The organism is Methylorubrum suomiense, assembly GCF_022179765.1.
In the GTDB taxonomy this organism is placed as follows: domain Bacteria; phylum Pseudomonadota; class Alphaproteobacteria; order Rhizobiales; family Beijerinckiaceae; genus Methylobacterium; species Methylobacterium suomiense.
In genome coordinates this window covers 256,494-282,403 of the sequence record NZ_BPRE01000003.1, presented here as the reverse complement: position 1 = coordinate 282,403, position 25,910 = coordinate 256,494, and the positions used below count along the sequence as shown (strand labels likewise).

23 protein-coding genes are annotated in these 25,910 nt (G+C 70.7%); 12 read left to right on the top strand and 11 right to left on the bottom strand.

Annotated features, from left to right (window positions below; all coding sequences use genetic code 11):
• Nucleotides 1–52: 52 nt before the first annotated feature.
• The 4 genes from MFF26_RS06750 to MFF26_RS06735 form a co-directional block, all read right to left on the bottom strand.
• A complete protein-coding gene (locus MFF26_RS06750; protein WP_281405183.1) occupies nucleotides 53–847 on the bottom strand; it encodes a DJ-1/PfpI family protein in 795 nt (264 codons plus the stop codon).
• A gap of 4 nt (nucleotides 848–851) precedes the next feature.
• Complete coding sequence (locus MFF26_RS06745; RefSeq protein ID WP_137831502.1) at nucleotides 852–1,529, bottom strand: TenA family protein; 678 nt, start codon at nucleotides 1,527–1,529, stop codon at nucleotides 852–854.
• Between the two features lie 34 nt (nucleotides 1,530–1,563).
• A complete protein-coding gene (locus tag MFF26_RS06740) occupies nucleotides 1,564–2,238 on the bottom strand; it encodes a response regulator (protein ID WP_137831511.1) in 675 nt (224 codons plus the stop codon).
• 64 nt (nucleotides 2,239–2,302) lie between these two features.
• Nucleotides 2,303–3,757, bottom strand: a complete 1,455-nt coding sequence (locus MFF26_RS06735) for an ATP-binding protein (protein WP_137831501.1) — start codon at nucleotides 3,755–3,757, stop codon at nucleotides 2,303–2,305.
• Between the two features lie 511 nt (nucleotides 3,758–4,268).
• Here MFF26_RS06735 and MFF26_RS06730 point away from each other — a divergent pair.
• Complete coding sequence (locus MFF26_RS06730; protein WP_238307777.1) at nucleotides 4,269–5,234, top strand: hypothetical protein; 966 nt, start codon at nucleotides 4,269–4,271, stop codon at nucleotides 5,232–5,234.
• Between the two features lie 350 nt (nucleotides 5,235–5,584).
• Here the strand turns inward: MFF26_RS06730 and MFF26_RS06725 are convergent, their stop codons facing one another.
• Nucleotides 5,585–7,288, bottom strand: a complete 1,704-nt coding sequence (locus MFF26_RS06725; RefSeq protein ID WP_238307776.1) for a DEAD/DEAH box helicase — start codon at nucleotides 7,286–7,288, stop codon at nucleotides 5,585–5,587.
• Between the two features lie 124 nt (nucleotides 7,289–7,412).
• Nucleotides 7,413–7,757, bottom strand: a complete 345-nt coding sequence (locus MFF26_RS06720) for a PepSY domain-containing protein (protein WP_137831720.1) — start codon at nucleotides 7,755–7,757, stop codon at nucleotides 7,413–7,415.
• Between the two features lie 202 nt (nucleotides 7,758–7,959).
• Between MFF26_RS06720 and glmU the strand changes: the two genes are divergently transcribed.
• Both glmU and glmS read left to right on the top strand, forming a co-directional pair.
• On the top strand, nucleotides 7,960–9,357 hold the full coding sequence (gene glmU, locus MFF26_RS06715) for a bifunctional UDP-N-acetylglucosamine diphosphorylase/glucosamine-1-phosphate N-acetyltransferase GlmU (RefSeq protein ID WP_137831719.1): 1,398 nt from the start codon (nucleotides 7,960–7,962) through the stop codon (nucleotides 9,355–9,357).
• 309 nt (nucleotides 9,358–9,666) lie between these two features.
• On the top strand, nucleotides 9,667–11,493 hold the full coding sequence (gene glmS / locus MFF26_RS06710; protein ID WP_137831718.1) for a glutamine--fructose-6-phosphate transaminase (isomerizing): 1,827 nt from the start codon (nucleotides 9,667–9,669) through the stop codon (nucleotides 11,491–11,493).
• Between the two features lie 50 nt (nucleotides 11,494–11,543).
• On the opposite strand, the gene MFF26_RS06705 is transcribed toward glmS, so the two are convergent.
• Nucleotides 11,544–11,978, bottom strand: coding sequence for a GlcG/HbpS family heme-binding protein (locus MFF26_RS06705; RefSeq protein WP_238307775.1), 435 nt, complete (start codon nucleotides 11,976–11,978; stop codon nucleotides 11,544–11,546).
• A gap of 235 nt (nucleotides 11,979–12,213) precedes the next feature.
• Here MFF26_RS06705 and MFF26_RS06700 point away from each other — a divergent pair, with 235 nt between their 5' ends.
• Nucleotides 12,214–12,999, top strand: coding sequence for a DUF502 domain-containing protein (locus MFF26_RS06700; RefSeq protein WP_171015615.1), 786 nt, complete (start codon nucleotides 12,214–12,216; stop codon nucleotides 12,997–12,999).
• Between the two features lie 37 nt (nucleotides 13,000–13,036).
• On the opposite strand, the gene MFF26_RS06695 is transcribed toward MFF26_RS06700, so the two are convergent.
• Together MFF26_RS06695 and recG are read right to left on the bottom strand one after the other, a co-directional pair.
• A complete protein-coding gene (locus MFF26_RS06695) occupies nucleotides 13,037–13,360 on the bottom strand; it encodes a hypothetical protein (protein WP_137831716.1) in 324 nt (107 codons plus the stop codon).
• A 318-nt stretch (nucleotides 13,361–13,678) separates the two neighbouring features.
• On the bottom strand, nucleotides 13,679–15,862 hold the full coding sequence (recG, locus tag MFF26_RS06690; protein ID WP_137831715.1) for an ATP-dependent DNA helicase RecG: 2,184 nt from the start codon (nucleotides 15,860–15,862) through the stop codon (nucleotides 13,679–13,681).
• Between the two features lie 328 nt (nucleotides 15,863–16,190).
• Here recG and MFF26_RS06685 point away from each other — a divergent pair, with 328 nt between their 5' ends.
• From MFF26_RS06685 to MFF26_RS06655, 7 genes are all read left to right on the top strand, one after another.
• The gene (locus tag MFF26_RS06685; RefSeq protein ID WP_137831714.1) at nucleotides 16,191–16,487 is read left to right on the top strand and encodes an FAD assembly factor SdhE; all 297 of its coding nucleotides are present in this window, start codon (nucleotides 16,191–16,193) and stop codon (nucleotides 16,485–16,487) included.
• Between the two features lie 209 nt (nucleotides 16,488–16,696).
• The gene (mfd, locus tag MFF26_RS06680; RefSeq protein WP_238307774.1) at nucleotides 16,697–20,296 is read left to right on the top strand and encodes a transcription-repair coupling factor; all 3,600 of its coding nucleotides are present in this window, start codon (nucleotides 16,697–16,699) and stop codon (nucleotides 20,294–20,296) included.
• Between the two features lie 207 nt (nucleotides 20,297–20,503).
• A complete protein-coding gene (locus MFF26_RS06675) occupies nucleotides 20,504–20,755 on the top strand; it encodes a DUF4926 domain-containing protein (RefSeq protein ID WP_137831602.1) in 252 nt (83 codons plus the stop codon).
• The gene (locus MFF26_RS06670; protein ID WP_238307773.1) at nucleotides 20,752–21,090 is read left to right on the top strand and encodes a DUF6883 domain-containing protein; all 339 of its coding nucleotides are present in this window, start codon (nucleotides 20,752–20,754) and stop codon (nucleotides 21,088–21,090) included. Before MFF26_RS06675 ends, MFF26_RS06670 begins: the two co-directional genes overlap by 4 nt.
• 220 nt (nucleotides 21,091–21,310) lie before the next feature.
• On the top strand, nucleotides 21,311–21,520 hold the full coding sequence (locus tag MFF26_RS06665) for a cold-shock protein (RefSeq protein WP_137831600.1): 210 nt from the start codon (nucleotides 21,311–21,313) through the stop codon (nucleotides 21,518–21,520).
• A gap of 114 nt (nucleotides 21,521–21,634) precedes the next feature.
• On the top strand, nucleotides 21,635–22,003 hold the full coding sequence (locus MFF26_RS06660; RefSeq protein ID WP_137831599.1) for a DUF6481 family protein: 369 nt from the start codon (nucleotides 21,635–21,637) through the stop codon (nucleotides 22,001–22,003).
• A gap of 74 nt (nucleotides 22,004–22,077) precedes the next feature.
• Nucleotides 22,078–22,275 (top strand): hypothetical protein, encoded by a 198-nt coding sequence (locus tag MFF26_RS06655; RefSeq protein ID WP_137831598.1) that lies wholly within the window; start codon nucleotides 22,078–22,080, stop codon nucleotides 22,273–22,275.
• Between the two features lie 70 nt (nucleotides 22,276–22,345).
• Here the strand turns inward: MFF26_RS06655 and MFF26_RS06650 are convergent, their stop codons facing one another.
• Together MFF26_RS06650 and MFF26_RS06645 are read right to left on the bottom strand one after the other, a co-directional pair.
• Complete coding sequence (locus MFF26_RS06650; RefSeq protein ID WP_137831597.1) at nucleotides 22,346–22,687, bottom strand: hypothetical protein; 342 nt, start codon at nucleotides 22,685–22,687, stop codon at nucleotides 22,346–22,348.
• Nucleotides 22,688–22,946: 259 nt separating this feature from the next.
• Entirely contained in the window at nucleotides 22,947–24,308 is a 1,362-nt protein-coding gene (locus tag MFF26_RS06645) for an AMP-binding protein (protein WP_137831596.1), read from the bottom strand.
• Nucleotides 24,309–24,583: 275 nt separating this feature from the next.
• On the opposite strand from MFF26_RS06645, the gene MFF26_RS06640 reads away from it, so the two are divergent.
• Nucleotides 24,584–25,840, top strand: a complete 1,257-nt coding sequence (locus MFF26_RS06640; protein WP_137831595.1) for a sensor histidine kinase — start codon at nucleotides 24,584–24,586, stop codon at nucleotides 25,838–25,840.
• Nucleotides 25,841–25,910 lie beyond the last annotated feature (70 nt).

Here is a 25,910-nt window from a genome sequence, read left to right as displayed (position 1 = left end):
GCGCGCGACCGGCCTGAGCAGCACCGTCGGCACGAGACGGGCGAATCCCCTCTCAGCGTTCCGAGGCCGCTCTCCGCGCCCCGGCCGTGAGTTCGGCCAGGATCGCCTCCGCCGCCGCCGTCGTCTCGGGTCCGGCGGCGGCCGGGCTGCCGGCCTGGAACGGCGGCTGCGGCGCGTATTCCGCCACGAGCTGCGCGGTCTTCGCGTAAGCCTCGCCGCGCAGGCGGGCGGCCAGCGCCAGGGCGAAGTCGAGCCCGGCGGAGACGCCCGCGGCGGTGACGCGGTTGCGGTCGAACACGACCCGCCCGTCGACCGGCACGGCACCGAGCAGCGGCAGGACGGCCTCGCGCACGCACCAATGCGAGGTGGCGCGGTAGCCCCGCAGCAGGCCGGCCGCGCCGAGGATCAGCGAGCCGGTGCAGACGCTCGTCACCCAGGCCGCGCGCGCGGCCCGATCCGCCAGGAAGGCGAGGGTGGGCGCATCGTTCATCTGCACCGGCGTGCCGTCGCCGCCGGGCACGAGCAGGACGTCGAGGTCGCGGGCGCAGCTCTCGAAATCGTGGGTCGCCGTGATCGCGAGGCCGGTGTCGCTCGCGACCGGGCCGGCGCGGGCGGCGACCAGTTGGATTGGGCCGAGACCGGCGAGGAGATTCTGGGGCCCGACCACGTCGAGGGCGGTCATGCCGGGATAGAGCAGGATCGCGATAGGCCCGGATTTCGGGCCCCCGGTCGGCTCGGCCGGGGCGGCATCGAGGGCGGCGGCCCGCTGCGGCAGGGCGATGGCGGCACCGAGCGCCGCCGCCACGAGGGCGCGCCGGTCGAGACCGGGGGCCGGAGGATCGGACACGGCGTCAGACGGGCCAGGCGACATCCCGGTAGGCCCCGTCCCAGAACAGGTATTCGAGCTGGCTCGCCCGGGCATAGGCCCGGTGCATCCGCTCGCGCAGGGCGGGGGACGCGCCCTCCGCCGCCGCATCGGTGGCCGCGATCATCGCGGCGACGGCCTGGGCGAAATCCTCGCCGGCATAGGTGTCGATCCAGGCGCGGTACGGATTGTCGGGCGTGGCGCGCGCGAAGATATCGCGGCCGACCTCGGCGTAGATCCAGAAGCAGGGCAGGAGGGCGCCGAGGACGACCTCGTAGGGCTCGGCATAGGCGCTGGCGAGAAGCCACGACACGTAGTGATCACAGGCCGGCGACAGGGGCGTGGCGGCAAAGGTCGCCGCGTCGATGCCGTAGGTTTCGAAGAAGCCGCCATGCAGCGCCCGCTCGACCACGATGGCGGTCTCGGCGCCGCGGGCGAACTGGACGATCCGGTCGGGATCGGGCGCCTTGGCGGCGGCGAGGGCGAGCGCCCGGCCGAAGCCGATCAGGTAATGCGCGTCCTGCACGATGTAGCGGCGGAACCGGTCCGGGCTCAGGCGGCCCGTCGCGAGTTCGGCGTTGAACGGCATGGTCCGGATGGCTTCGTAGGCCGCGAGGTTCCGCGCCCAGGCCTCGTCCGAGAAGCGCGCCATCCGTTCCGCCATCCGCTCGATCACCCTTGTCTGATCACCCTTCTGATCACCCTTGCCGCTGCGCCTGCGTCACCGCCACGTGGATCAGCTCGGCCAGGGTTCGCACCCGCAGCTTCTGGCGCATCTGCGAGCAGGCATTGGTGACGGTCTTGTAGGAGACCGAGAGATCGGCCGCGATGGCGCCGTAGGATTTCCCCTGGGCGAGGCGGGCGAGGATCTGCTGCTCGCGTGGGGTGAGCTGCGTCTCCGGGGTCCGGCGCGGATCGGCGCGCAGCATCGCCACTTCGGTGGCGAGGCGCCGGTCGAGGAAGACCTCGCCGACACGCACCCGCTCGAAGGCCTGGAACAGCTCGTTCGAGGCATGGTCCTTGAGGACGTAGCCGAGCGCCCCGGCCTCCAGGGCGCGGGAGACGATGACCGGATCGTTGTGCATCGAGAAGACGAGAACCCGGGTCTCGGGCTCGACCGCGCGCATGCGCCGGATCAGGGCGAGTCCGGCAAGGCCGGAGCCCTGGAAGGTCAGGTCGCAGATCACGACCTGCGGGCGCAGGCGGTGGAAGGCGCGGTAGCCCGCGACCACGCCGGTGGCCTCCGCCACGGTCTCGATGCCGGCATCCTCCAGCACCCGGCGGCAGCCTTGGAGCACGATCGGATGATCGTCGATGACGAGGACGGCGCCGTCGGCCGCCTCGCCCGTCCCCGCGGCGCCCCGGCCGGGCATCCCTCGCGGGGCAGCGCCCTTGGGTGAAGTCGCGATCATGGCCTGCGCGTTCATGTCCGGCGCATCACTTTTCCTGCGGCACGAGCGGGGCCTCGGCCTCGCCATCGTGCTCGGGGTCGATCGGTATGGCGATCCGGACAACCGTGCCCGGTGCGCCGTTGTCAAGGGCGAAGCGTCCGCCCAGGGCCTCCACCCGCTCGCGCATGCCCGACAGGCCGAGGCCGATGCGGTGGCCGGGGGCGATGCCGCTGCCGTCGTCGCGAATGCGGATCTGCAGGGCGCGCCCGCCCTCTGCCTCCGCGACTTCACCCGCCTCGGCCCGCACCCGCGCGGCGGCGCCGTGGCGCACGGCGTTGGTCGTGCTTTCCTGGATGCAGCGGAACACGGTGAGATCGACGATGTCGCCGTAGCTCCGCGCCAGCCCCTCGAACTGCCCCTCGAAGGCGGTGCCCGGATGGCGTCGCGCGAAGTCGCGCAGGAGCAGGTTGAGGCAATCGGCGAGCGGCACCTCGCCCAGGGCGTGCGGGCGCAGGCGGTTGAGCAGGTCGCGGTTCAGGGTCTGGACCTGCGAGACGATGCTGCCGATATCGGCGGCGCGCTGGCTCAGGCGCCCGCGATCGACCGCTCCCTCGCCGGCGGCGAGGCGGGCGACGGAGGCCGCGTTGGCCTCGAGGGCGAACAGGCAGGGGCCGAACTCGTCGTGGAGTTCGAGCGCCGTGCGGCGGCGCTCGTCGTCCTGCGCGGTCAGAAGTTGGCGGTTGAGGCGGCCATTGGCAGCCCGCGCCTCGGCGAGCGCCCCGGCGACGCGGTTGAAGCGGCCGGCGATGACGGCGAGCTCCCGCGAGGCCGGCGGGTCGATATGCGCGGTGTAATCGTGGCGCTCCAGCCGGGTGAGGCCGGCGGCGAGCTGGTCGAGGGGCCGCAGGATGCGCCCCAGCGCCACGATCAAAGCGGCCAGAACCGCGAGGTTGAGGACGAGGCTCGCCAGAGCCAGCGAGAGGGCATAGCCCCACACTTCCTCGATCTCGTCGAGGGGCTCGGTGGTGATCGCGGCGGTGCCGATGCGCTCACCCCGGACCTGGATCGGCAGATCGTGCTGGCGCGGGGTCGGGGCGATCAGCCAGACGAACCATTCGGGCACGTCGTGCACGTCCCGCTCCCGGTCCGCCGGACTGAACACGACCCGCTCCCCCGCGGCATCGAGGACCGTGACACGGACGTGCCGCAGGGACTGGAAGCGCAGGTCGAGGGCGTGGAGCACGCTGTCGGGACTGGGGCTGCGCAGGGAGCGGATGGTGTCGGCCACGAGGGGCTCCACCGTGGCGAGGCTCGCCTCCATCTCCACCTGCACGGCATGGCGGGCGTTGAGGACGATGAGGCCGCAGGAGAACAGGGCCGCCAGCCCATCGATGGCCAGCACGGTGAGGATCAGGCGCGTGCGCGTCGACCAGCCGGCCCAGAACGGCGCGTTCCGGATCGCGGGCGAAGCCTCGGGGGCGGGCGCCTGGCTCGGGGACATTTCGGCAGAGGCGGGGGCAGCGGAAGCGGAAGCGGGGTTCGGCACGGGGCCTCGCGATCGGTCAGGCCGCCGCCCGGGACCAGACACCCGGGATCATTCGGCAAGTCCGCATCGGTTAAAGGTCTCGAATTCCTGCGGTTTCGGCACGATCGGCACCGTGGCCGATCGGTGGACGAAAGTCTATGCCGCCCGGCGCCACGGCCACGGCCGGCGCACTGATCTTTCTCTTAGGAAAGCGGGGAGGCGTCCCACGGCGCATCAACGGACGGAAGCACAGCGTGCACGCTCCGTTAAACCAGCGAATCGTAAAAGTCCTAGACCCGATCGCGTCGTCGGGCCGCCAAGTGGGACTCGGCGAGCGTCTTGACGCCCGACTTGTCAAGATCAGCAAAGTCACGATCGATCCGGTGTTCTGAGCAGATTCGCACTCCCATTCCCTGGGAGGGCGGCGGCGCGAACACTGGATCGGCACCACAGGACATCTTGCCGCCGCATTGTCGAGGCGAAGTTGTTGCAGGGTTACAACGTGCAAGAGGCCAGCCGCATGTCGGTGGCGATCCACCCATCCGAGACTCGTCCGAACCCGGTGCCGCTGCGCTCCGGGCGGGCGCGGTCACGCCTGTTCCTCGCCGCCGGCATCCTGCTCGGCGGCACCGCGCTCGCCGGCTTCACCGCCGGGGCGTTCTCGTTCTTCTCCGGCCTCGCCGACCCGCGGGCCCGCCCCGCCCAGGTCGCGCCGGTGGCCTCGCAATGGCCCGACCTGAAGGACGGCGTACCCGCGCTGGCCGAGGGTCCGGGCACCGAGCCGACCCGCCTCTCCCTGCCGCCCGCCGAGCCGCCGGCCGCCCGCGCGAACGCGGCCCCCGCCGCGCCGATGCCGGCGCGCATCGTGGCGAAGGCCGAGCCGATCCCGTCCGCCACCCCCCAACCGTCGAGAGGCGAGCCGGCCGGAGCCGCGATCGCCAAGGCCGAGACTGCCAAGCCCGAGATCGCCAAATCCGAGATGTCGCAGCCGCTGGCCGAGCCTGCCCGCAGCAGCGCGGCCTCCGGGCGCACGAACCTGCCGATCGAGCCCGTGCAGGCGCTCGCTGCCCCCGCCCGCGCGGCGGCCCCCGTCGCCCCGCCCCGGATCGCCGCGACGCTGGCGCCCGCCCGCAGCGAGACGGTGCGGGCCAAGGCCGAGCAGCCGGCCCGCTTCGTCTCCCTGCCGGCATCGAAGGCCGACAGTGCCAAGGCGACCCCGAAGCCCGAGCCGAAGGCCGAAGCCTCCCGCAAGCCCGTCGCCCCCGCCCGCACCCGCGTGACGTCGGCCGATGCGGCGAGTCCGGCGGCGCCCGCCGCCGCGCCCGCGCCCGCCCCTGCGGTGGACGACGAGCCGGAGTTGCTCGGGGTGAAGATCCCCGGCGGCCGTCAGATCCGCGACGGCTGGAAAGCCACCGTCGGCGGGCTGATCGGCGACCAGGGGAACGGGGAGTAGAGGCTCCGGCGCCCTTCACCGGATAACCCGCGCCGCGGCGCACCGTTTCCCCTACGGGGAGAAGCGCTTCCTCCCGCTCGCCACGCGCGGCAACCGGGAGGGCGCATCGTGCCGGAGATCGGATTCGGCCGATGCATCTCGATCGATGCGCGGCATCGGCTTTTTCCGAAAGCCGGTTCGCGCCGTGACTCCGGATCACCGCGACCGGGCCGTGGCGCCCGGTCCGTCGTGACGGCCTGAGCCGGTCGCGGACGCACCCGCCGCAGCGGCTCGACGCGAACGATGGCCGCCCGCTGTCGAGAAAAGCCCAAGGCCTGCCGACAATCGAGCCGCGTGACGCCTCGAAGGCGTCAGCGGCGCTGCACCTTGCCGACCTCGCGGCGGTGCTTGGTGGCGCGGGGGCTCTTGGGCGCCTTGCCGGGGGCGGGGGCCTCGCCCTGCATCCGCTCGACGCGCAGTTCGGCCGAGCCGCGACGGGCGAAGGATTCGGCGAAGGCATCCGCCGCGCTGCCGCGGATCTCGAAGGTGGTTTCCCGGTCGAAGATGCGGATCGCGCCGATATCGCCGCGGCCGATGCCGCCGCGGCGGGTCAGCATCGGCAATAGGCGGCGGGGCTCGGCCCGGTCGCGGCGTCCCAGATTGAGGCGGAACCAGATGCCGGGCTCGTCGTCGCCCACGCGCGGGGCGCCGACCGGCGCGCCGACGCGGGGATCGGACCGCCGCGGCGGCTCGAAGCCCGGATCGGTCACGTCCTCCGGCACGGGGATACGCGAGCGGTAGAGCCGTGCGAGCGAGGCCGCGAGGCGCTCCGGGGGGAAGCGCTCCAGCAGCGCCTCGGCCCATTCCTTCTCCCAGTCGCGATCCTCTTCCGTGTCGCCTTCGGCGAGCAGCGGATCGGCCATCATCCGCTCGCGGTCGAGTTCGCGGATCTCGTCCGCCGTCGGCGGGCCGCTCCACTCAACGTTGACCTTGGCGATGGCGAACATCTGCTCGGCGCGCCGCCGCCGGGCGGCGGGCACCAGCACCACGCTCGTGCCCTTTCGCCCGGCGCGACCGGTGCGGCCGGAGCGGTGCTGCATCACCTCGGCGTCGTGGGGAAGGTCGGCATGGATGACGAGGTCGAGGCCCGGCAGGTCGATGCCGCGGGCGGCCACGTCGGTGGCGACGCAGACGCGGGCGCGGCCGTCCCGCAGCGCCTGAAGGGCGGCGTTGCGCTCGCCCTGGCCGAGCTCGCCCGAGAGCGCCACGGCGGAGAAGCCGCGCTCGGTCAGCGAGGCCTGGAGGTGGCGCACCCCGTCGCGGGTGTTGCAGAACACGATCGACACCGGCGCATCGATGAAGCGCAGCACGTTGACGACGGCGTGCTCGACCTCCCGCGGCATCACCCGCACGGCGCGATAGGCGATGTCGGCGTGCCCCCGGGTCTCGCCGGCGACCGCGAGGCGCACCGCGTCGCGCTGGTAACGCTCGGCCAGGGCCACGATCGCCTTCGGCAGCGTGGCCGAGAACAGCAGCGTGCGCCGCGCCGCGGGGGTCGCCGCCAGGATGAATTCGAGATCCTCGCGGAAGCCCATGTCGAGCATCTCGTCGGCCTCGTCGAGGACGACGGCGCGGAGATTCTCGGTGACGAGCCGGCCGCGCTCCAGGTGGTCGCGCAGACGTCCCGGCGTGCCGACGACGATGTGGGTGCCGGCCTCCAGCGCGCGGGATTCCCGGCGCGGATCCATGCCGCCGACATTGGCGATCACCCGCGCGCCGGTCTCGGCATAGAGCCAGGTCAGCTCGCGCTGGACCTGGAGCGCGAGCTCGCGGGTCGGCGCGATGGCGAGGGCCAGCGGCGCGCCGGGGGCGGGCAGGGTCTCGGCCTCGTCGAGCAGCGAGCCCGCGATGGCGAGACCGAAGGCGACGGTCTTGCCCGAGCCGGTCTGGGCCGAGACGAGCAGGTCGCGCCCGCTCTCGGCATCGAGCACGGCCTGCTGGACGGGGGTCGGCTCGGCGTAGCTGCGCGCGTCGAGCGCCCGGGCGAGGGGAGTGGGTAGCGGCGGAAAGGGCAAGGGGTCGCCTTCACGGCCTAAAGGGCCGGATCGGGAATCGGTGGCCGCTTCTAGCGTCTCCAACGGCCGCCGACCACTACGCGGGCCGCGCGGCGGCCTTGCGCCCGGTCGGCGGCTCGACCCCTCAATCGTTATCGTCGTCCGCGTCGCGCTTTTGCTTGTCCGAGTCCTTCGACGTCTTCGCGGCTTTGGCGGTTTTCTCGGTGACGGCTCCGCTATGCGGATCCACCTTCACCTTGACGCTCCGGCCGTCCTTCACGGCCTTGCCCTCCCAGACGCCGTCATCGGCCTCGAGGCCGCGCACATCGGCGTAACCGGCCTGTTCGAGGGCGCGCACCGCCCCCTCGATCGGCATCCAATCGGCCCCCGGTCGGTCATCGGCGCGCGCCGGCGCGCTCAGCAGGCCGGCGGCGAGCAGGCCGCCGGCGAAGAGGCCTCCGAGGGTTCTGGTCATGGACAGTCGGGTCATCGAAAGCTCCTGAAGGGTCGGAACGACACCGCCTCGATAGGCCTGCGCGCCCCCCACGAGCCTGACGGCGGATGTCAGGCAAATGTCAGCGACGGACGGGCCGGCCCCGGCCTTCGCGCCCGGCCCACGATCGGCTACACCGCCCCGGTCTTGGGGCGGCCGATGAGGCCCCCAGCAAGGCCAGCGACGGAGGACCGATCGGATGAGCGCGGATCACGGCACGGCGGGGGGCGGCTTCACCGCGGTGGTGCTCGCCGCCGGGAAGGGCACGCGGATGCGCTCCGATCGGCCCAAGGTGCTGCACGCTCTGGCGAACCGCTCGATGCTGGGCCACGTGCTCGCCGCCGTGCAGGAGGCGGGCGCCGCCCGCCTCGCCGTGGTGGTCGAGCCCGGTCGCGCCGACGTGGCGGACGAGGTCGCCCGCATGGCGCCCGGCGCCAGCACCCATCCCCAGGCCGAGCGCCTCGGCACGGCCCATGCCGTGCTCGCCGCCCGCGACGCGCTGGAGGGTGAGGGGGCCCGCGAGAGAGCGGACGTGCTGGTGGCCTTCGGGGACACGCCGCTGATCACGGCCGAGACCTATGCCCGGCTGCGCGCGCCCCTGCGCGCGGGCGCGGCGGTGGCGGTGCTGGCCTTCGAGGCCGCCGACCCGACGGGCTACGGGCGGGTGCTGACCGAGAACGGCCGCGTCGTGGCGATCCGCGAGGAGAAGGATGCGAGCGAGGCCGAGCGGGCGGTGCGCCTGTCCAATGCCGGGCTGATGGCGCTGTCGGGCACGCACGCGCTGTCGCTGCTCGGGCGCATCGGCAACGACAACGCCAACCGCGAATACTACCTCACCGACGCCGTCGCGCTGGCTGTGGCCGACGGGCTCTCCGTCGCCGTGGTGAACGTGTCCGAGGACGAGGCGCTCGGCGTCAACGACCGGGTTCAGCTCTCCGTGGCCGAGGCCACGATCCAGGCCCGCCTGCGCCGCGCGGCCCAGCTCGGCGGCGCGACGCTCGTCGCCCCCGAGACGGTGTTCCTGAGTGCCGATACGGTGATCGGCCGCGACGTGACGGTGGAGCCGCATTGCGTGTTCGGCCCCGGCGTCGTCGTCGGCGACGGCTGCGTCATCCGCGCCTTCTCGCACCTGCACGACGCCCGGTTGATGGAGGGCGCCGATATCGGCCCCCATGTGCGCCTGCGCGGCGGCGCGGTGCTGGAGGCGGGCGTCCATCTCGGCAATTTCGTCGAGGTCAAGAACGCGACCCTGCGGGCGGGGGCCAAGGCCTCGCACCTGACCTATCTCGGCGATGCCGAGGTGGGGGCGGGCGCCAATATCGGCGCCGGCACCATCACCTGCAATTACGACGGCGTGTCGAAGCACCGGACGGTGATCGGCGCGGGCGCCTTCATCGGCTCGAACTCCGCCCTGGTCGCGCCCGTCACCATCGGCGACGGCGCGCTGGTCGGCGCCGGTTCGGTCATCACCCGCAGCGTGCCCGCCGAGGCCCTGGCCCTGGCCCGCGGCCGCCAGACCACCCGCGAGGGCGCGGCCCGCGTCCTGCGCGAGACATTGAAGGCGGCCAAGGCGTCCAAGGACGGGAAGCGGGGCTGAGCGCACGGGGTCAGCGCCCGGATCCGGCGGGGGCGCCGTAGGGCCGGGTCCGAAACGCGCCACGGACAGGGGACCCGCGGCACCGTCCGGGGCGTCTCGTCGAGGGACGGCCGGGCCGCGAGGCCCCCAGGGCGGGACACGACCGCCGACCGGAAAGCAAGCGCTGGCCTTGTGCCGCCGCGATCCGATACAAGCCCGGTCGCGCGCTGTTCCCCGGCCCGTCCTTTGCTCTGCGGCAAGGCGGATGGGGCGACATCCCGTTTCGGGACGTCGGGCGCATTTCCGGCCGGACGGCGTAAGGATCGGGTCATGTGCGGAATCGTCGGCATCATCGGGCGCGAGGCGGTCGCGGACGCGATGATCGAGGCGCTGCGGCGGCTTGAGTATCGCGGCTACGATTCCGCCGGCGTCGCCACGCTGGAGCATGGCCGGCTGGAGCGTCGCCGCGCCGAGGGCAAGCTCGCGAACCTGCAGATCAAGCTGTCCCAGGCACCGCTCACGGGGGCCATCGGCATCGGCCATACCCGCTGGGCGACGCATGGCCGCCCCAACGAGACCAACGCCCACCCGCACGCCACCGAGCGCCTGGCGGTGGTCCATAACGGCATCATCGAGAATTTTCGCGAGTTGAAGAGCGAGCTCGAAGCCACGGGCGCGCGCTTCGAGACCGAGACCGACACCGAGGTCGTCGCGCAGCTCGTCAACCACCTGATGGCGCAGGGTCTCGGGCCGGTGGAGGCCGTCGCCGAGGCCCTGCCGCGCCTGCGCGGCGCCTTCGCGCTGGGCTTCCTGTTCGCGGGGCAGGAGGATTTCCTCATCGGCGCCCGCCACGGCGCGCCGCTCGCCATCGGCTTCGGGCGGGGCGAGACCTATCTCGGCTCCGACGCGCTGGCGCTCGCCCCCTTCACCGACGAGATCACCTATCTCGAAGAGGGCGACTGGGCGATCCTGACCCGCGACGGCGCCGAGATCCGCGACATCGAAGGGCAGGTCGTGAAGCGCCCGCGCCAGCGCATCGCGACGCAGGCCTTCCTCGTCGACAAGGGCAATCACCGCCACTTCATGGCGAAGGAGATCCACGAGCAGCCGGAGGTCGTCGGGCGCACGCTCGCCCACTACGTCGACATGGCGGGAGGCCGCATCGCGCTGCCCGGCGCCTTGCCCTTCGACTTCGCCAAGCTCTCGCGCCTGTCGATCACCGCCTGCGGCACCGCCTTCTATGCCGGGCTGGTGGCCAAGTACTGGTTCGAGACCCTGGCGCGCCTGCCGGTCGAGATCGACGTCGCCTCCGAGACCCGCTACCGCGAGCCGCCGCTGGAGGCGGGCGGGCTGACGCTCGTCATCTCGCAATCGGGCGAGACCGCCGACACGCTGGCCTCGCTGCGCTACGCCAAGGCCCAGGGCCAGCACACCCTCAGCGTCGTCAACGTGCCGACCTCGACCATCGCGCGGGAATCCTCCGCCGTGATGCCGACGCTTGCCGGCCCCGAGATCGGCGTGGCGTCCACAAAAGCCTTCTCCTGCCAGCTCACCGTGCTGCTCTGCCTCGCCATCGCGGCGGGCCGCGCCCGGGGGACCATCGACGCCGCCCGCGAGCGCGCGCTCGTCGATGCCCTGATCACCGTGCCGGGGCTGATGGCGGAATCGGTCACGCTGGAGCCGCAGGTCGAGACCCTCGCCCGCGAGATCGCCAAGGCCCGCGACGTGCTCTATCTCGGCCGCGGCACCAGCTACCCGATGGCGCTGGAGGGCGCGCTGAAGCTGAAGGAAATCAGCTACATCCACGCCGAAGGTTACGCGGCGGGCGAGCTCAAGCACGGCCCCATCGCGCTGATCGACGAGAGCGTGCCGGTGATCGTCATCGCCCCCCACGACGCGATCTTCGAGAAGACGGTGTCGAACATGCAGGAGGTCGCCGCCCGCGGCGGCCGGATCATCCTGGTGGGCGATGCCCGCGGCGCGGCGGCGGCGGGCCTCGACACGCTGGCGACGCTGACCATGCCGGACATGGACCCGGTGGTGGCGCCGATCGTCTACGCGGTGCCGGTGCAGCTGATCGCCTATCACACCGCCGTTTTCATGGGGAAAGACGTCGACCAGCCGCGCAACCTCGCGAAGTCCGTGACGGTCGAGTAGGTCCCCGCACGACGGCGCCGGACAGGCGCCGTCGCTCGCCTTTCCGGCGATCACGTCCGCCAGGGGTGATCCGGCAGTTCCGTGTCGCCGATCACCTGCGCACCGGCCAGGGCCACGGCGTCGTCGTTCTCCACCGAGGAGCCGCTGACGCCGATGGCCCCGGACATCTCGCCGTCGGAATCGACGATCGGGATGCCGCCGGGGAAGGTGATGAGGCCTTCATTCGAGTGCTCGATGCCGTAGAGCGAGCCGCCCGGCTGCGACAGCTGGCCGATGGCACCGGTCTTCATGCCGAAGAACACGGCGGTCTTGGCCTTCTTCTGCGCGATGTCGATGGAGCCGACCCAGGCGCCGTCCATGCGGTGGAAGGCCTTGAGGTTGCCGCCGGAATCGACGACCGCGATGCACATCTGCGTACCGAGTTCCACCGCCTTGGCGCGGGCGGCCGCGATCGCCTTCTCGGCCTGCTCGATGGTGACGTGCATGGCATTTCCTCCGTTTACTCAGGCCTCTCGGGCCCACGGCCGAGTTATGCGCCGGTCGGCCCCGATCAAGTCGCCTCGCGCGCCATCAACTCTCCCGCGATGATTTACGCCGGGCGGGCGCCGCCTTGACCGGGGCGTTTCAGCCTTGAGCCGTTCGATCCCAACGGCTACGTCTCTGCCCCGAGGCGGCGGGGAAAGCCCGTCGGTCTCAGGCTCCGTCGCCCGAGGTGCATGCGTGGCGCCCACCCTGTCGCCGATCCCCGAGGCCCCGGACGGCGCTCCTTCCAAGAAGCGCGTCAGCGCCCGCGGGCGCCTGCGGACCTACTTCCTCACCGGCATCATCGTCGCGGGCCCCCTCGCGATCACGATCTACATCACGTGGTGGTTCATCGCCCTCATCGACGGCTGGGTGAAGCCGCTGGTGCCGGCCAGCTACCTGCCGGACCATTACCTGCCGTTCTCGATCCCCGGGCTCGGCCTCGTTATCGCCTTCGTCGCGGTGACGCTGCTGGGCTTCCTCACCGCCAACCTCGTCGGGCGCTCGGTGGTGGAGTTCGGCGAGGTGCTGCTCGCCCGCACGCCGGTGATCTCCGGGCTCTACCGGGGCCTGCGGCAGATCTTCGAGACCCTGTTCTCGGCCAACGGCACGTCGTTCCGCACCGTCGGCCTCGTCGAGTTCCCGGTGAAGGGCACGTGGTCGGTGGTGTTCCTCTCCGCCCCGGCGGCGACCGAGGTGCGGGACGCGCTCCACGCGAAGGAGGGCGGCGCGCACGATTATGTCGGCGTGTTCCTGCCCTGCGCGCCGAATCCGACTACAGGGTTCTTCTTCTACCTGCCGCGCTCCGAGATCGTGGAGGTCGCCATCAGCGTGGACGACGCGGCCAAGCTGGTGATGTCGGCGGGCGTGATCCAGCCCGAGGATCCTCAGGCCCGGCTCAACGCCATGGCGGCGTCCCTGCGGCAGACGCAGGGGCCGGACATGGAAAAGGCGCGCCGGGAGCCGGCGCGCCAAGACGGGTGATCAGACGAGAGATCCGAACGAGCGTTCGTTCGGCCGGTCAGTGCTGCAGCGAGGCCTTCTCGACGGCCAGGGTCGGCGGCGACGCGTCGGCAACCTGGCCGGTGGCCGGACGGGCGACCGGGCTGTTCCAGTCGGTCGCGACCTGAGCCGTGAGCAACAGCGCCAGCACGGCGCAGAGGGCGTTGGCGGCGATCCAGAACCGACGTGAGGACTGCTTCACCGCGCTGATGAGCGCGTCCGTCGTCGTCTCGTCGCGCGTCGCGTGATCGCTGATCGGCATCAGCCAGGGTTCGACGGAGAGGGTATCGGCTCCCCAATTCTCGGAGGAACCCGGCAGGCGTTGGAACGGTGCGATCGACATGGCGACCCTCCTTCTTTCCAGTGGCACCCCGGTCTACGAGGCCGTTTGTTCATCTCCAGTTAAGGGGCAATTGGGGCAGATACAAGGTATCCTCCAATTTGCGGGTCACCGCCAAGCTTAGCCGGAGCATTGAGACGTCCGGATAAGTACTTGCAATCACTTAGCAAATACCAATTCACTCGCTGAGTTTGCGGCATTTTGCGGATCGCTCCGGTGGCGCGCATTTTTCTGAACGCGCCGTTCGATTTCGCTCCTTTCTGAACGAAACTGAACGGATCCGGACGGTTTCCTGAACGAGCCTGAACGCCTGCGAGCGACTCACCCGGCCCCGATCAACCGGATCGCCGCCTCGCGCTCGAACAGGTAGAGCAGCACCCGGAGGGCTTGGCCGCGCTCGCTCCGCAGGCGCGGATCCCGCTCGACGATCAGCCGGGCATCGTCGCGGGCCGCTTCCAATAGAGCGCCGTCGCTCTCGAGCCGGGCGAGGCGGAAGGCCGCCATGCCGGATTGGCGGGTGCCGAGAACCTCGCCCTCGCCGCGCAGGCGCAGATCCTCCTCGGCGATCCGAAAACCGTCCTCGCTCGCCCGCATCATCTCCAGGCGGGCCTTGGACACCTGCCCCAGCGGCCCGCGATAGAGCAGCAGGCAGGACGAGGCCTTCGACCCGCGCCCGACCCGGCCGCGCAGCTGGTGGAGCTGGGCGAGACCGAAGCGCTCCGCATGCTCGATCACCATGATGGTGGCCTCGGGCACGTCCACGCCGACCTCGACCACGGTGGTGGAGACCAGCACGCGGGTGCGCCCCGTCGCGAAGGCCTCCATCGCCGCGTCCTTCTCCGGCCCCGGCATCTTGCCGTGGATCAGGCCGACGCCCTCGCCGAAATGCTTCTTCAGGTCCTCGAACCGCTCCTCGGCCGCCGCGAGGTCGACGAATTCGGATTCCGCCACGAGCGGGCAGATCCAGTAGACCCGGTCGCCCGATTGCAGCGCCCGCTGAAGCCCCTCCACCACGTCGCCGATGCGCTCGACCGGGATCGTGATCGTCTTGATCGGCTGGCGCCCGGCGGGCTTCTCGTCGAGCACCGACACGTCCATGTCGCCGAAGAAGGTGAGGGCGAGGGTGCGCGGGATCGGGGTTGCCGTCATCACCAGGATGTCGACCGCCTCGCCCTTGGCCCCGAGGGCGAGGCGCTGGTGGACGCCGAAGCGATGCTGCTCGTCGACCACCGCGAGGCCGAGATCGCGGAAGGCCACCGCGTCCTGGAACAGGGCGTGGGTGCCGACCACGATGTCGATGTTACCCGCCGCCAGGTCCGCGAGCGTCGCCCGGCGCTCGGAGGCCCGGTCGCGCCCGGTGAGCAGCCGCAGGCGCAAGCCCTCCGCGAGCGGCACCAGACGCTCGAAATGCTGCCGCGCCAGGATCTCGGTCGGGGCCATCAGGGCGGCCTGCCGGCCGGCCTCGACGGCGGAGGCCATGGCGAGCAGGGCGACCGCGGTCTTGCCCGAGCCGACATCGCCCTGGAGCAGGCGCAGCATGCGCCGGTCGGCGGCCATGTCGCCGCGGATCTCTTCCACGGCGCGCGCCTGCGCGCCGGTCAGCGCGAAGGGCAGGGCGGCCTCGATCCGCGCCTTCAGATGCCCGTCGCCGGCATTGACCCGGCCGGGCTTGCGGCGCTGGCGGGCGCGCAGCAGGGCGAGGGCGAGCTGGGAGGCGAGCAGTTCGTCGTAGGCCAGCCGCCGCCGGGACGGGCTCGGCGGCACGGTCTCGCCCTCCCGCGGCGGCGGCGGTGCCTCCTCCGGGCGGTGCTCGATCCGGAGAGCCTCGGCGAAGGCCGGGAAGCGGTTGCGGGCGAGGAAGGCCGGATCCTGCCATTCCGGCAGCACCGGCAGCCGCTCCAGCGCGCCGTGGACGATCTTGCCGATCAACCGCGAAGTCAGACCCTCGGTCGCCCCGTAGATCGGCTCGACGGCGGGCAGGCTGGCCAGACCCGCCTCATCGAGGATGCGGGAGGGATGCACCATCTGCCGCGTGCCGTCCCACAGGTCGATCCGGCCGGAGACGTAGCGGTGGCTCCCGAGGGGCAGCATCTTGTCGATGCGCCCCTTCGGCATGCCGAAGAAGACGAGGCTGATGTCGCCGGTCCCGTCCTCGACCAGCACGCGGAAGGCGCGCTTGCCCAGACCCGGCGGGCGATGCGCCACCACCGTGACGCCGAGCGTCACCGGCTCGCCGGTCGGCGCGTCGCGGATCGAGCCGCAGAGCGGCCGGGCGACGCCGCTCTGGGGCAGGTGGAACAGGAGGTCGGCGACCCGGGCCGGGCGCTCCTCCGAGCCGAGCAGCTTCTCAATGAGCGGCGCGATCTTCGGGCCGACGCCGGGCAGGCCGCGGGCGGGGGCGAAGAGCGGATCGAGGATGCTCGGGCGCAAAGACGGGGCGTCGTCCCGCTGGGGCGGGGCGGGGCCCGGATCGAATGCGAGGGCCTGTTCGGATTCCGAGTTCATGGGCCTTTCGGGCGCGAGAGAACGACGGCAACGGCCCTCCCATCCAACCCCCTCATCCTGAGGTGCCGCGTAGCGGCCTCGAAGGAGGGCTCCGGTTCGCTCAGCGATTCCTGGAGCCCTCCTTCGAGGCCGCCGCTGTCGCGCCGGCACCTCAGGATGAGGGCGTGGGTGGGAGCGAGGCTTCTGGAACGGGCCGCGGGCGCCACGATACCGCGTTTCATCGGATCTGCGCAGATGGCATCATGCGCACGCACCGTTTGCCGGGCGGCGATCGGCCCTCTACATGCCTGTCATCACCACGAGAGCCATCTCGGAGGGAATCCTCTCCATGTCCGGCACCACACGCTCCAGCGCCGACCTCGACCCGCGCCGCCGCCGCACCCTGTTCCGGGCGTGGCACCGGGGCATCCGCGAGATGGATCTCATCATGGGCCGTTTCGCCGATGCCGAGATCGGCGATCTGTCGGACGAGGAATTGACGCAGTTCGAGGCGCTGATCGAAGTACCGGACCGCGACCTGTTCCGCTGGCTCACCGGCGAGGACGCGACGCCGGAGAATTACGACACGCCGGTCTATCGCCGCCTCCGGGCGTTTCATAAGCACGACGCGCCGATCCATAACTGAGGCGAGAGCCGAGTCTTCGTCCCATCCATCACCCTCATCCTGAGGTGCCCGCTTGAGCGGGCCTCGAAGGAGGGCTCCAGGGATCGCGCGGGTTCCGGAAACCTTCTTCGAGGCCGCTGCGCGGGACCTTGGGCCGAGGGGACTGGTTTGGGTCGAGAGCGATCCCCCCGGCGCCTGTCCCGATCCGTCTTCCTGAACTGTTCCCCCCGATGGCCAAGCCCCAGCCCAAGCCCCCCGCCGCAGCGCCGAAGCCGCAGACCGCCCGCTTCGCGCTGCCGAAATCGGCGCCGCTGACCAAGGCGCTCGACGCGATCAAACGCGGCGACAGCCCGACGCTCGCCTCCGTACCCGACGGGTTCGACGCGCTGGTCGTCGCCGATCTCGCCCGCGCGCTCTCGGGGAGTTTCGAAGGCCCGGCGGTGCTGGTGCATGTCGCCCGCGATTCCGGCCGGTCCAACGCGTTCCAGACCGCGTTGAAATTCGTCGCCCCCGAGATCGAGGCGATGAGTTTCCCGGCCTGGGATTGCCAGCCCTACGACCGCGTCTCCCCGAACGGCGCCATTGCGGCCCAGCGGATGACGGCTCTGTCGCGGCTGACCCGCTCGCGCTCCTCGGAGGAGAAGCCGCGCATCCTCTGCACCACCGTCAACGCCCTGGTGCAGCGGGTGCCGCCGCGGGCCCGGGTCGCGGTCGAGACCTTCTCGGCGGCGATCGGCAACGTGGTGCCGATGGACAAGGTCGTGGCCTGGGTCGAGGCCAACGGGTTTCTGCGCACGGGGACGGTGCGCGACACCGGCGAATACGCCGTGCGCGGCGGCATTCTCGACCTGTCGCCGCCCGGCCTGCCGAACCCGATCCGCCTCGACTTCTTCGGGGATACCCTCGAATCGATCCGCGCGTTCGATCCCGAGACGCAGCGGACCGTGGGCTCCTTGCGCTCCCTCGACCTCGTGCCGATGAGCGAGGTGCAGCTTACCACCGAGACGATCCGGCGCTTCCGGCAAGGCTATCTCACGAGCTTCGGCGCGGCGAACCGCGACGACCGGCTCTACGAGACCGTGAGCGAGGGCCGCCGCTATGCCGGCCTCGAACACTGGATGCCGCTCTTCTACGACGGGCTCGACACGCTGTTCGACTATCTCGGCGACGTGCCGATGGTGTTCGACGCGCAGGTCGAGGAGGCGGCGTCCGAGCGGCTCGCCCTGATCCAGGACTATTTCCTGGCCCGGGAATCCGCCCTCAAGACCCCGCAGGCGGGCGTCGCCCCCTACAAGCCGCTGCCGCCCCGCGCCCTCTACCTCACGCCGAACGAGTGGAAGGCCAAGGTCGAGGCCGGCACGGTCATGCGCCTGACCCCCTTCGCCCAGCCCGACTCGGACGCGCGCGCGGTGATCGATTGTGGCGCCAAAGCCGGACGAAGCTTCGCGCCCGAGCGGGCGGAGGAGGCCACGAGCGTGTTCGACGCCGTCGTCGCGCATGTCCGCGAGCTGCAGGCGTCCGGGCATCACGTGATCCTGGGATCCTGGTCCGACGGCTCGCGCGACCGGCTCTGCGGCGTGCTGACCGACCACGGCCTGAAGAAGCCGATCGAGATCAACACGCTGACGGCGGTCAACGCGCTCAAGCGTGGCACCGACGTGGCGGTGGCGGTCTGGGGGCTGGAATCCGGCTTCGTCATCGACCGGCTCGCGGTGATCGCCGAGGGCGACATCCTCGGCGACCGGCTGGTGCGCCAGAAGCGCAAGGCGAAGCGGCCCCAGGACATCATCCTCGAAGTCCAGGCGCTGCAGCCCGGCGATCTCGTGGTCCATTCCGATCACGGCATCGGCCGCTTCGTCGGCCTCAAGACCGTGACGGCGGCGGGCGCCCCGCACGATTGCCTGGAGCTGCAATATACCGGCGGCCTGCTGCTCCTGCCGGTGGAGAACATCGAACTCCTGACCCGCTACGGCTCGGAGGATTCGGAGGTCGCGCTCGACCGCCTCGGCGGCGGGGCGTGGCAGGCCCGCAAGGCCAAGATGAAGCGCCGCATCCTCGAGATGGCGGGCGAGCTCATCAAGGTCGCCGCCGCCCGCTTCGTGAAGCCCGCGCCGAGCCTCAGGGCGCCGGAGGGCCTCTACGAGGAATTCGCCGCCCGCTTCGCCTTCCAGGAGACCGAGGATCAGGCCAACGCCATCGACGCGGTGCTGGACGACCTCAATGCCGGCCGCCCGATGGACCGCCTCGTCTGCGGCGATGTCGGCTTCGGCAAGACCGAGGTGGCGCTCCGCGCGGCCTTCGCCGCCGCGATCTCCGGCAAGCAGGTGGCGGTGGTGGTGCCGACCACGCTGCTCGCCCGCCAGCATTTTCGTACGTTTGTCGAGCGCTTCAAAGGCCTGCCGATCAACATCGCGCAACTCTCGCGCTTCGTCTCGGCGGGGGATCAGCGCCAGAACCGGGCGGGACTCGCCGAGGGCAAGATCGACATCGTGGTCGGCACCCACGCGCTGCTCGCCAAGAACGTCGCCTTCAAGGATCTCGGCCTGATCATCGTCGACGAGGAGCAGCATTTCGGCGTGGCCCACAAGGAGCGGCTCAAGGCGCTCCAGGCGGACGTGCACGTTCTGACGCTCTCGGCGACGCCGATCCCGCGCACGCTCCAGCTCGCCATGACTGGGGTCCGCGAACTCTCGATCATCGCGACGCCCCCGGTGGACCGCTTGGCGGTGCGCACCTTCGTGACGCCGTTCGATCCGCTGCTGATCCGCGAAGCGCTGCTGCGCGAGCGCTATCGCGGCGGCCAGTCCTTCTACGTCGTGCCGCGCATCGAGGACTTGGCGGAGGTCAAGCGCTTCCTCGATACCGAGATGCCCGAGACCACGGTGGCGGTCGCCCACGGCCAGATGGCCGCCGGGCAGCTCGAGGACGTGATGACCGCCTTCTACGAGGGCAAGTACGACGTGCTGCTCTCGACGACCATCGTCGAATCCGGCCTCGACATCCCGACCGCCAACACGCTGATCGTCCACCGGGCCGACATGTTCGGATTGGCCGCGCTCTATCAGCTGCGCGGGCGCGTCGGCCGCTCCAAGGCGCGGGCCTACGCCCTGTTCACGACCCCGGCCAACCGCCAGCTCACCGCCCAGGCCGAGCAGCGCCTCAAGGTGCTTCAGAGCCTCGATACGCTCGGTGCCGGCTTCCAGCTGGCGTCCCACGATCTCGACATCCGCGGCGCCGGCAATCTTCTGGGCGACGCCCAGTCCGGCCATATCAAGGAGGTCGGCTACGAACTCTACCAGCAGATGCTGGAGGACGCCGTCACGGCGCTCAAGGCCGGCATCGAGGAGCCGCAGGAAGAGGCATGGTCGCCGACCATCGCGCTCGGCGCGCCGGTCACCATCCCCGAGGATTACGTCGAGGACCTGACGGTGCGGCTGGGCCTCTACCGGCGTCTCTCGACCATCGAGAACGACGCCGAGATGGAGAGCTTCGGCGCCGAACTGATCGACCGCTTCGGCCCGTTGCCGCCGGAGGTGGAGCAGCTCCTCAAGATCGTGACCATCAAGATCCTGTGCCGCGACGCGAATGTCGAGAAGGTGGAGGCCGGCCCGAAGGGCGTGGTGGTCCATTTCCGCGGCAAATCCTTCGCCAACCCGCAGGGTCTCGCCGCCATGGTCGTGGAGCAGGGCTCCTTCGCCAAGGTCCGGCCCGATATGAGCGTGGTGTTCATCCGCGAACTCGACACCATCCCCGAACGTCTGAAGGTGACGACGCAGATCATGCGCGGGCTCGTGACCATCGCGGGCCGGGTGAAGAAGAAGGCGGCGTGAGGCGCCTCACGCTGTTTTAGCTGAATTCTCCTCCTTCGAGCCCGCTTCGCGGCACCTCAAGGTGAGGGGTTCGGGTTGGACGAGCTGGCCGAACAGGCTTCCGGACGAGGCACGGGGGCTCCCACGGGTCCGTCGAGGCGCGCGGGCGCCTTGTCAGCGTTCAGCCGCGATGTACGTTGAGGGCGTGGTCGCCAGGAGGGGACGCACATGACACGCGAAGCGTTCTACCATTTCCGGCAAGCCGCGCCGCTCGACACCTTCCGCGATCTCGACCGCGTGCAGTTGACGGCCGACGCTGCGACCGATGACGGGGCGACGATGCCGGCAGGCAGCGAGGGCATCGTGCTCAGCGTCTACCGGGACGGCGTGGCCTACGTGGTCGAGTTTGCCGAACCGCTCGGCTCACTGGCGACCGTGCACGGCGCCTCCCTCCGCCTCATCGAGCGCGCCACCGCTTGAGTGCACATCCCTGGCCAAGCCTCTGGCAGGTCGCGGAAGACAAGCTCGTCAAATACTTGCTGGACATCAATCACCCGGTGGGTGGGCCCAAGGCGAAGTTCTTTCTGAATTTCGGCTTCTCTCCGTCGGCGCCGGAAGCGTTCGCCGCCGCCCTCGCTGCGCATCCCTGGCTCAACACGCAAGGCCGGCTCATGACGCCGCCGATCGGCCTCCCCCGACTCACGTTCGAAGGTCCGCTCGCGGCCCCCGACGGGCGTGAGCCACGGGTGCGCACGGTGTGGGAAATAGTATCGGACGATACGGCCCGCTTCCTCACGGCTTATCCGTGTCGCTGAAACGGATTTCTCTCAAAAATCATCCAATAAAAATCGCGCCTTGCTAAATTTTCATTCGGGGCGCATGGTCCTTTTTATCGATACGAGGCCGGATTCTCTGGGCCGTGACGCCTCCGCAGGGCGGTTCTCTTTTTCCTTCGTCATCGATCGATTGTATGAGCCCGGCGCCTCACGGCGCATGGGGTTCTCTGCCTGCATCCTGCGGAGTCAAGGAACGTTCATGAATACCGGCACTGTCAAGTGGTTCAACGATCAGAAGGGCTTCGGCTTCATTCAGCCTGAGGACGGCTCGAAGGACGTCTTCGTCCACATCTCCGCCGTCGAGCGCGCCGGTCTGCGCGGCCTCGCCGAAGGCCAGAAGGTCTCCTACGTGATGGAGACGGATCGCCGCTCCGGCAAGCAGTCGGCGGGCCAGCTTCAGGTCGCGTGATCCGCGCCCCAGACGCCTGATATCGAAGCCGCTCCACCCCGGGGCGGCTTCTCGCATTCTCCACCCGTTTTCGCCGCGGCCCTCATCGGGAGCCCGGCCGATCAAGGACGCTACGTGAGCTTCACCAAACAGAATTCCTTCGACGACCGTCGTCAGACTGCGGCCTCCGCCCGCGAGGCGATGCTGGCCCGCTTCCGCGCCCGCCCGACCCAGGACGACCCGGTCGTGCAGGCCCGTCAGGCCGAGCGCCGCGCCATTGCCGCCGCCCGCGAGGAGCGGATCCAGGAGCGCGAGACGCAACGGCGGCTCGAAGCCGAGCGGCAGGCTGCGGCGGTGGCCGCCGAGCGCGCGGCGGAAGTCGCCCGCAAGGCCGCCGAGATCGAGGCCGCGGCCGAGCGCGCCCGTCTCGCCCAGGCCAAACAGAAGGAAGAGCGCGACGCGCGCTACGCCGCCCGCAAGGCGAAGATCAAGCTGCGTCGCTGAACCGGCCCCTCCTCCCGTGGACCGATCTTCGGTCCACGGACATCCCGTTCCAGCGACCTAATCCGGAGAGACCGATGGCGCACAAATTCAAGCTCGGCCAACGCGTCCGCCGCACCCGCACGCACCAGACCGACGAACGGTTCGGGTTCGGCGAGGTCGGCGAGATCGTCCGCCTGATGCCCGACGATACGACCGGCGAGCCGTCCTACCGGATGCGCTCCGGCTCGGCCGAGAGGGCCGTCCGCGAAAGCGAGATCAGCCTGGCTTCGTGACAGGGGTCTGACGATACAAAAAAGGCGGACCTCCCGGCCCGCCCCGTCACCATCCCGTAATGGGACGCGCCTACAACTCCGCCTCGTTAAGCACGTAGGGACCGATCCGGCTCTTGAGATCGACCGGCGCGCCGGGGCGGGGCCCCGCATCGTCCATGTCGATCACCGGGATGCCGCCGGCCCGCATCTGCTCGCGCAGGCGTGCGGCGAGCGCCGCGATCTCCGGGCTGGCCTGTCGGGAGAGATGAAACAGGATCGCGGCCGGGCGGGCGATCACAGCGAGAACGTCGTCGGCGGCCTCGATCGAGGCTGTGACGCTCGCGTAACCGAGCCCCGCAAGGTCGGCCGAGAGAGAACGATCGACGGCGCGATGGCCATCGTCGACGACGAGCACTTGTTGCAGCGCACCCATAAGATGAAGCGTTACCCCATGTCGCACCCCGTGTGAAGGGGCACCCCGGATAACCCACATGGCCACGATTGGTTCGCCGGCCATGCAGACGGGAGAACCATGAAACCGATGCGTTGAAGGCGTGATGAACGGCGCCGCACCATCTGACGACAGCGTTAAAGCATCGTCGATACGCTCATATAAATGATTGATAATTCATATCTTTCGCTGGGATTACGCAGGCTCCCGCCGCCCTGTTCGTAGTCTCAGCCTGCGGTCGTCACGCGGGTGCAAAAAAAGTTGTTTCCAGAGCATCGGCCTCCGCTCGAAGAGCCGCCACGTCGAGCCCCGTGGCCAGTCCCGCGAACAAATTCGCGGCGTAGGGGGTCTCGCGCCAATCCATGGGGTTTGCAGTGCGGAGGGATCCCCGCTGCAGTGCCGTGACGGTGGAGGCCTGACCGCGGAAGGTGATTCGCCCGCCCGCGTCGTGGCGAATCTCCAGAAGGCCGGCGGGGAGGCTGAGCCGGTCGGGCCGGCCGAGGATGGCGGCGACGTCGCCGGGGCCGCCGCGGCGGCCGGACAGCAGCGCCGTCTCGTCGAACACGACCGTATCGATCACGGCGTCGAGGCGCAGGGCCTGGACCCCGCCCGGCGCCCGATTGCGCGCGGGCAAGCGCGTCGGCGCCCGGTGGACGAAGGTGGCCGAGCGCAGATTCGGCGGCAGGTCGCGGCCGGCGAGATTGTCTTCCAGGAAGGCCGGAGCGACAAGATGCGTCGGGCCGGGCCGGCGCAAGGCCGTGGCGAAGGCGGCACCGTCGAACACCGGCAGGACCTCGAGCGTGGCCCCGGCCACGATGGCGGCGGCGAGCCCGGTGGCGAGTCCGCGCAGGTCGTGCGGGGCGATCAGGCTGAGGATGCGCTCGCCCGGCGCGACCCGTGCGACGACGAGATGGGCCGCCGCCGCCGCGACCAAGGCCTCGGCGCTGCGGAAGATCGGCCGGTCGGGATCGCCGCCCGCGAAGCTGACGAATCCCGCCGGGGCGGGCGGGCGGTCCGGGGCCGGTCCGGCCGGCCCATCGAGCACGAAGCGGTCGAGATTGATCACCCCGTCGGGCACATCGGGGCCGAAGGCGGCAAGGTAGCGCAGGCCGAAATAGCGGGCCGCGACCGCGCAGAGCCGCTCGGCCGGGGCAGCTTCGCCCAGGCGGGCCTGGGTCAGCACCGCGCTCAAGCCGACGCCCTGGGCGGCAGCGAGCAGGCGCTCCTCGTCCCAGGAGACGGGCAGCAGCACGGCGACGTGGCCCGCCGCCTCGACCGCGAGGATCGCCAGCACGCTCTCGGCCGAGCCCGGCAGGCACAGGCCGATCCGGCTGCCCGGGGGCAGGCGCCAGCCGCGCAGGCCCCGAGCGAGGCGCTCGACGATCTCGGCGGCGGCGGCGTAGGTCCAAGTGATGGCCGGGCGGTCGCTCCAAGCCGGCTTGTCGGCGGGGTCGACCACCGCGATGCGATCGGGATGATGCCGGGCGGTCGCCGCCAGCAGGGGGCCGAGGCCGAGCCGCCGAAGCGGCGTGCCGACAGGCGTCGCCGGGAGGGCGCCCCCTCCGGATCGTGTCTCTCGCGTGATCGCCCGATGCGCCGACACCGCGCTGTCCCTCGATTCGCAGTCCGGTTTGGGGCCGGCATGGTTAAGCAAGGCTTAATCGACGCCAGAGGCCGTTTCCCGCCGCGACAGGGCCGCCACGGGGTGGAAATGGTCCCGAAACGCCGTCAAAGGCATCGTGGCGGCCACCAAAGCCGCAAAAATGCCGGGACGGACGCGTCAAGCCCTCCGCCGAAGGGGTGGAATCGGTCGGGATTGCCAACCGTGCCGGAGCGCGGCACCAATGACCGGCGCGGTTCCTATCGGGGAAGGGGTCGATGCTCGACAGTCTGCGGCGCCTCTGGGAGGTCGAGAATCTCTCACCGCACGGCATCTGCCTACTGTGGCGACCGGAGCTGATCTGGACGCACATCATCTCCGACACGGTGATCGCGCTCGCCTATTTCTCGATTCCCGTTGCGCTCGCGACCTTCGTCTCCCGCCGCCGGGACGTGGTGTTCGGCTGGGTGTTCTGGTCGTTCGCGGTGTTCATCACCGCCTGCGGCGCCACGCATCTGATGGCGATCTGGACCCTCTACGTGCCCGATTACGGGCTGGAGGCGATGGTCAAGATCCTCACCGCCGCAGCTTCCATCGGCACGGCAGTGGCATTGTGGTATCTGATGCCGCGGGCGCTCAGCCTGCCTTCACCGACGCAGCTGCGAAGCGCCAACGAGGAGCTGCTGGCCCGCATCGCGGAGCGCGATCACGCGCTCGCGGCGCTGAAGGAGGCCAATGCCGAGCGCCAGCGCACCGAGGCATTGCTGCGCCAGTCGCAGAAGATGGAGGCGGTGGGCCAGCTCACCGGCGGCGTCGCCCACGACTTCAACAACCTCCTCAACGTGGTGCTGATCAATCTCGACCGGGTGGAGCGCAGCCTGCCCGCCGACAGTCCGCTGCTGGCGCCCCTGCGCGATGCCATGCAGGGCGCGGAGCGGGGGGCCGCCGTCACCCACAAGCTGCTGGCCTTCGCCCGCAAGCACCCGCTCTCGCCGGTCAGGACCGACGTGAACGCCCGGATTGGCTCCTTCGCCGAGCTCCTGCGCGGATCGATCGGTGCCAAGATCCGGCTGGAAACCGATTTCGCGCCCGGCCTCGCCCCGCTCGTCATCGATCCGAACCAGCTCGAGAACGCGATCCTCAACCTCGCGGTCAACGCCCGCGACGCGATGCCGGAGGGCGGCACCCTCACGATCCGCACCCGCCCGCTGCCGGAGGGGGGACTGGCGCAGGGCCAGACGGGCGTCTGCGTCGAGGTCTCGGATACCGGCACCGGCATGCCGCCGGAGGTGGAGGCGCGGGCCTTCGAGCCGTTCTTCACCACCAAGCCGCTGGGGCAGGGCACGGGCCTGGGCCTTTCCCAGGTGTTCGGCTTCGCCCAGCAATCGGGCGGGTCGGCCGCCATCGTGCCGGGGAGCGAGCGGGGGACGACGGTGCGCCTGTGCTTTCCCGCCGAGCCCCGGCCCGCGCCCGCTCCCGACAGGGCTGAAGCCCCGGGCCTCGGCTTCGCGCCGGGCTTCGCGGTGGCGGGTTGAGCCCTGCCGGAGCGGGGGATCGGCGAACGATCAGCGGCGGAGCCGATTCGGGCATCAACGAGACAGGCCG

Bases quoted from the DNA above. Each gene is read 5' to 3' on its own strand.
- MFF26_RS06745 (WP_137831502.1), bottom strand. From the start codon at position 1,529: ATGGCGGAACGGATGGCGCGCTTCTCGGACGAGGCCTGGGCGCGGAAC.
- MFF26_RS06740 (WP_137831511.1), bottom strand. From the start codon at position 2,238: ATGCCCGGCCGGGGCGCCGCGGGGACGGGCGAGGCGGCCGACGGCGCC.
- MFF26_RS06735 (WP_137831501.1), bottom strand. From the start codon at position 3,757: ATGTCCCCGAGCCAGGCGCCCGCCCCCGAGGCTTCGCCCGCGATCCGG.
- MFF26_RS06720 (WP_137831720.1), bottom strand. From the start codon at position 7,757: ATGACCCGACTGTCCATGACCAGAACCCTCGGAGGCCTCTTCGCCGGC.
- glmU (WP_137831719.1), top strand. From the start codon at position 7,960: ATGAGCGCGGATCACGGCACGGCGGGGGGCGGCTTCACCGCGGTGGTG.
- glmS (WP_137831718.1), top strand. From the start codon at position 9,667: ATGTGCGGAATCGTCGGCATCATCGGGCGCGAGGCGGTCGCGGACGCG.
- MFF26_RS06705 (WP_238307775.1), bottom strand. From the start codon at position 11,978: ATGCACGTCACCATCGAGCAGGCCGAGAAGGCGATCGCGGCCGCCCGC.
- MFF26_RS06695 (WP_137831716.1), bottom strand. From the start codon at position 13,360: ATGTCGATCGCACCGTTCCAACGCCTGCCGGGTTCCTCCGAGAATTGG.
- recG (WP_137831715.1), bottom strand. From the start codon at position 15,862: ATGAACTCGGAATCCGAACAGGCCCTCGCATTCGATCCGGGCCCCGCC.
- MFF26_RS06685 (WP_137831714.1), top strand. From the start codon at position 16,191: ATGTCCGGCACCACACGCTCCAGCGCCGACCTCGACCCGCGCCGCCGC.
- mfd (WP_238307774.1), top strand. From the start codon at position 16,697: ATGGCCAAGCCCCAGCCCAAGCCCCCCGCCGCAGCGCCGAAGCCGCAG.
- MFF26_RS06675 (WP_137831602.1), top strand. From the start codon at position 20,504: ATGACACGCGAAGCGTTCTACCATTTCCGGCAAGCCGCGCCGCTCGAC.
- MFF26_RS06665 (WP_137831600.1), top strand. From the start codon at position 21,311: ATGAATACCGGCACTGTCAAGTGGTTCAACGATCAGAAGGGCTTCGGC.
- MFF26_RS06655 (WP_137831598.1), top strand. From the start codon at position 22,078: ATGGCGCACAAATTCAAGCTCGGCCAACGCGTCCGCCGCACCCGCACG.
- MFF26_RS06650 (WP_137831597.1), bottom strand. From the start codon at position 22,687: ATGGGTGCGCTGCAACAAGTGCTCGTCGTCGACGATGGCCATCGCGCC.
- MFF26_RS06640 (WP_137831595.1), top strand. From the start codon at position 24,584: ATGCTCGACAGTCTGCGGCGCCTCTGGGAGGTCGAGAATCTCTCACCG.